Origin of the sequence: Mesorhizobium sp., from assembly GCF_004962925.1 — a bacterium.
Classification (GTDB): domain Bacteria; phylum Pseudomonadota; class Alphaproteobacteria; order Rhizobiales; family Rhizobiaceae; genus Mesorhizobium.
Map to the genome: position 1 here is coordinate 1 of NZ_SUEO01000044.1, position 2,484 is coordinate 2,484.

Annotated in this window: 3 protein-coding genes and 1 pseudogene; 3 read left to right on the plus strand and 1 reads right to left on the minus strand. The window is 61.6% G+C overall.

Annotated features, from left to right (window positions below; all coding sequences use genetic code 11):
- From E5W87_RS11755 to E5W87_RS11765, 3 genes and pseudogenes are all read left to right on the plus strand, one after another.
- Positions 1–822, plus strand: an 822-nt coding sequence (locus E5W87_RS11755; RefSeq protein WP_292397216.1) for a DUF445 family protein, incomplete at its 5' end; no start/stop codon positions are given.
- A gap of 96 nt (positions 823–918) precedes the next feature.
- Positions 919–1,346: pseudogene (locus tag E5W87_RS11760) on the plus strand (phasin family protein).
- A 242-nt stretch (positions 1,347–1,588) separates the two neighbouring features.
- On the plus strand, positions 1,589–2,086 hold the full coding sequence (locus E5W87_RS11765) for a MaoC family dehydratase (RefSeq protein WP_292397219.1): 498 nt from the start codon (positions 1,589–1,591) through the stop codon (positions 2,084–2,086).
- Positions 2,087–2,125: 39 nt separating this feature from the next.
- On the opposite strand, the gene E5W87_RS11770 is transcribed toward E5W87_RS11765, so the two are convergent.
- Positions 2,126–2,484: aminotransferase class I/II-fold pyridoxal phosphate-dependent enzyme (locus E5W87_RS11770; protein ID WP_367118820.1), on the minus strand; the 359-nt coding region annotated here is incomplete at its 5' end.

Consider the following 2,484-nt stretch of genomic DNA (forward strand, 5'->3'; position numbering starts at 1 on the left):
GCCGTCGAGCAATCCGGCCTCAGCGCCTTCGTCACCAGCCGCATGCTGGAGCAGATCGAAAAGGTGCCACTGGCGCCGCTCGCGGCCGAGCTGCTGTCGGCCATGACCGACGACCGCCGTCACCAGAGGCTGTTCGACGAATTCACCAAGGTGGTCGGCCGCTTCCTGAGCGACGAGCAGGCGCTGGCGAGCATGCGCGAGAAGATCCGCGAGGAACTGCCGTCGCTGTTCAACCTGTTTCGCGCCGATGCCTATCTCTTGAAGAAGATCATCGCCTCCGCCGGTTCGCTGCTCGACGAGGTGAGGGCCGACCCCGATCACCCGATGCGCACCGAATTTGACCGTTTTGTCCTGACTTTCGTCGAGCGACTGAGGACATCCAAGCAATATGCCAAGCGCGCCGAGAAACTGAAGCGCGATTTCCTCGCCAGGCCGGAGCTGAAGGCGCTGGCCGGCGACATGTGGGAAAGCCTCAGCCTGTTCATCGAGCAGGACGCCAAGGCGCCGAATTCGATGATCCGCGCCCATCTCGCCAACATGTTCGTCGAGGTCGGCCGCCATCTTGCCGGCGACGCGCAGATCAGAGCCGACATGAACCAGGGGTTCGTCGTGGCACTGTCTTCCTTCGTCGAAAGCCAGAAGAGCGGCGTCTCGAAATTCATCGCCGATCAGGTCAAGCGCTGGGATCTTGCCCAACTCACCAGGCTGATCGAGATGAACATCGGCAGGGACCTGCAATATATCCGCTTCAATGGCATGGTCATCGGTGGCCTTGCCGGCGTCGCGCTTTATACGGTGGAACGGCTGTTCCTCGTCGGCTGAGGCGCGATGTGTTGCGCGGCCGAATGGACCGTGAGGCTCCAGTGCCCTATTCTTCTCCTCAGGTGCCGCAGTCGCAGCAACAGGGGAGAAACCACGATGGCAAAGCAACCGGATCCCGGCTCCTTCATGGACATGTTCGGCAGGTTCGGCCGCGACCTGAAGCTGCCGAACGTCGATGTCGAGGTGATCCTCAACCATCATCGCAAGAACGTCGAGGCACTGGAAAAATCAGCCAGGGCAAGTGCCGCCGGAGCGTCGTCGCTACTCTCCAGGCAACGCGAGATGCTGCAGGACACGCTGCACGAAGTCGCCGACATGGCGCAAAGTTACAGGGAGCCAGGTGATCCCAGGGAGTTGATGGCCAGCAAGCGGCGTTCGCCAGGAAGTCCTTCGAGACCGCATTGAAGAATGCCGGCGAAGTGGCCGAACTGGCAAGGAAATCCGGCACCGAATCGGTCGAGATCCTGCGTGACCGCATCAAGGAGGCGATGGAGGAAATCCGCACCGGCTACGATAAAAAGTAAGCTGTTCCCAAGCCAAAACAGACTTTTCTCCCGTTATCCGGCTCCTGAAAGTCGTATTGTTGATTCTCGGTTCGGCCAAGGCGCACAAAGTTTCTCTTGGCCCGGATAAACCTGTTTTCCGGCGCTGGACACAGGCATCGGCGCGATCCGACCGAGGATACCGCAACGGAACGCGCGGAGCGAATTGACAGAGGCGGCCGGTTCGTGGTCCGGAGGCAGGGCAAGCGATCGGGAAGGCAGGAATGACGCAAACACGGCCGAGGACGCCGCCGACTTACGAGCAGCTCAGGGCCATGACAGGGCAGGAGCTCGGTGTGTCGGACTGGACGGCGGTCGACCAGAGCCGCATCGACCAGTTCGCCGAATGCACAGGCGACCGCCAATGGATTCACGTCGATCCAGAGCGGGCGAAGCGGCAAAGCCCGTTCCGCACCACCATCGCGCATGGCTATCTGACACTGTCGATCATCGGCGCGCTGGCGCTCGACATGGGCATCGTGCCCGAAAACACGCAAGCCGCCTTCAACTATGGCTTCGACAAGGTGCGGTTCCTGGCGCCGGTCAGGGCCGGCGCGCGCATCAGGCTGCGCATCACGCTTTTGTCGGTGGAGGACAAGGGCCCCGGCCAGTATCTGATGAAGGCCGCCAACATCGTCGAGATCGAAGGTGAGCAGAAGCCGGCGTTGACGGCCGAAACGCTCGTCATGCTTTACGAGCGGCGCAAGCGGGGCAGGGCCTGACGCGAAGCGCTAAGGCCTGCATTTTTGCGGCAGCAATGATCAACTCGACATCGCTTGTTCGAGCGTCCTGAAAATTCTCTCGTCTGCCGACTGCGCGGCGTTGAAGCGCAGGAAACGGCTGGCAGTTTGAGACAGGCTGAACGCATTGCCGGGCGCCAGCACGATATTGGCCGACAAGGCGCGGCGGGCTATTTCAGCTGCATCCACGCCTTCCGGTAGGCTGCACCACAAGAACATGCCGGTCGGCTGGTCGATCCACGGCGTGATGCCGATCGCCTTCAGCCGCGTGCTAGTCTCAGCCATGGCGCGTGAAAGTCGCGTGCGCAGCAAATCCACGTGCTTGCGATAGCTGCCGTCCTTCAGCAGCGTCAGCACCAGTTCGGAGGCAAGCCGGCCGC

What these genes read in the sequence shown, in the direction of transcription:
- E5W87_RS11765 (WP_292397219.1), top strand. Translation starts at nt 1,589, where the DNA reads ATGACGCAAACACGGCCGAGGACGCCGCCGACTTACGAGCAGCTCAGG.